The following is a 2238-nucleotide window of genomic DNA, read 5'->3' as shown; positions in this document are numbered from 1 at the left end:
GGCTGGAAGCGTCGTTCTAAAGCGGAATCTTTCTCGATTTGTCGATACTCTTTTAGTGTGGTTGCTCCAACAACTTGAAGCTCACCGCGTGCTAGGGCAGGCTTTAAGATATTTCCTGCATCCATAGAGCCTTCAGCGGAACCAGCACCAACTAGAAGGTGAATTTCATCGATGAAAAGAATAATATTTTTCCGCTCTTGTAATTCAGTAATGAGTTGTTTCATTCTCTCTTCAAATTGACCACGGATTCCTGTATTGGCAACAAGGGAAGCAACGTCCATCAAGTAAACCTCTTTGTTACGTAACTTGCCAGGAACATCTCCTTCAGCAATCTTCAGTGCCAGACCCTCAGCAATCGCGGTTTTTCCGACTCCTGGTTCACCAATTAGTACAGGATTATTTTTATTACGTCTATTTAGTATTTCGATAACTCGCTTTACTTCTCCATCACGGCCAATAACAGGATCAATTAAGCCTGCTTTAGCCATTTGAGTTAAATTTCGTCCAAATTGATCTATAAAACCGCTATGTCCGCTTTTTCTCCCAGTTTGGGTGACAGGTTGACTGCTTTCATCCTTACCAGGGCTTGCATTGGACATGAAAAAGTCTTCAAAGGGGAAACCGGAGAAAAAGTTCATATTTTGACCTAGCCCGGCGCCTAAAGATTGCTTTTCTTTTGAATAACATTCGTGACAGAGTTTGATTTCCTTACGCTGTCCATTAATTATCATGTTTAATTGTATGTTTGCATTTTTTTCATTACATTGTTGACAAAGCATAAGTAAATTCCCTCCTATTAAAAAATTTATTAAAATGTTTGACTTTGACTATATTTGACCTTATGTCGATAGTATACTCTGACCTTTTTTGACTTTCAAGTTATTTGTTTTGGTAATGGTTTCTATTTAAGTAAAAAAGCTCGTCTTTGTTTGTCCTTATCATCATATATTGATGATAAGGAGGAGATGGTGTGAAGAGGGAATGGTCGCAAGCATTTCAAATAGCTGCAGTCTATGTAGGGACTGTGGTAGGAGCTGGCTTCGCCACAGGAAAGGAAATCGTTGAATTTTTTTCACGGTTTGGTTTCTTTGGCTTAATAAGTATAATAATGAGCGGTTATCTCTTTATAGCGTTGGGCTCGAAACTAATGAGAATGGCTGCACATATAAATGCAAAATCCTATCAAGAGTTTAATGAGTATTTGTTTGGCAAATGGCCAAGTCGTGTCATTAATATCTTTATGCTTTTTATGCTTCTTGGAGTTAGTGCCGTCATGCTTTCAGGGGCTGGGGCCGTGTTTGAGGAACAGTTAGGTTTGCCGAAAACAGTCGGCGTTTTCCTGACCATATTTTTATCCTTTTTAGTTATGTTAGTTGGAACAAAAGGTCTATTTGCCGTTAATACGTTTGTTGTTCCTTTAATGATAACTTTTAGCCTTATCTTAATGCTTTTTTCTGTGCAGATGCCTCACTTTATAGATCAATTACTATTTATCCCGCATGCGGATGATGGCTGGAAGAGTGTCATCGCCCCATTTTCATATGTGGCATTAAATCTTGGTCTATCTCAAGCAGTTTTGGTTCCTATTGCTACAGAAGTAAAGGATGATTGGACGATTAAATGGGGAGGAATTCTTGGAGGGTCTGCTTTAACTATCATCTTAATTGCCAGTCATTTTTCGTTAATCATGCTCCCTAGTTTAGAGATATATAACATCCCAATGGCCATTGTCATGAAAAATTTAGCTCCCTTTTTATTTTGGATTTTTGTTCTCGTTATTTATGGAGAAATTTTCACCTCAGTGATTGGAAATGTCTTTGGACTCGATCGACAGTTGAAACAATATTCGTCTATACCGACAATGCTATCTGTAACGCTCATTTTTGTTGTTTCTTATCTGATTAGTCTTGTAAATTATGGGACGCTGCTCTCCTATTTATATCCTTTGTTTGGGTATATTTGCATGATTTTTTTTATTTTACTTTGGATAAAGCCATTACCAACTAGTATCAGAAAATAAAAAAAGCAGTTGTTCAGCAACTGCTTTTTAATGCAAAGGTAAGATAATAAACATCATCAAGTCAAAAATGATATGAGATACAATCACCAAAGGCATACTCTTTTTCCATAGATACAGATATCCCCAAGCTAAACCAGAAATAAAGGCTGCAAGAACTAACAAAAATGAGCCAGCATAAATATTGACGGAAGCATACAGGATTGACGCTGCCAAAATAC

General features: G+C 37.5%; 3 protein-coding genes. 1 reads left to right on the top strand and 2 read right to left on the bottom strand.

Annotated features, from left to right (window positions below):
• Nucleotides 1-779, bottom strand: a 779-nt coding sequence (locus tag V7659_RS25340) for an AAA family ATPase (protein WP_335542884.1), incomplete at its 3' end; no start/stop codon positions are given.
• A gap of 191 nt (nt 780-970) precedes the next feature.
• Between V7659_RS25340 and V7659_RS25335 the strand changes: the two genes are divergently transcribed.
• A complete protein-coding gene (locus V7659_RS25335) occupies nt 971-2020 on the top strand; it encodes a YkvI family membrane protein (protein ID WP_335542883.1) in 1050 nt (349 codons plus the stop codon).
• 27 nt (nt 2021-2047) lie between these two features.
• Here V7659_RS25335 and V7659_RS25330 read toward each other — a convergent pair.
• Nucleotides 2048-2238 (bottom strand): CPBP family glutamic-type intramembrane protease (locus V7659_RS25330; protein WP_335542882.1); only part of this gene is annotated, 191 nt, incomplete at its 5' end.

Origin of the sequence: Neobacillus drentensis (genome assembly GCF_036966985.1) — a bacterium.
Taxonomy (GTDB): domain Bacteria; phylum Bacillota; class Bacilli; order Bacillales; family Cytobacillaceae; genus Neobacillus; species Neobacillus drentensis_E.
This window is presented reverse-complemented; position numbering and strand designations above follow the sequence as displayed.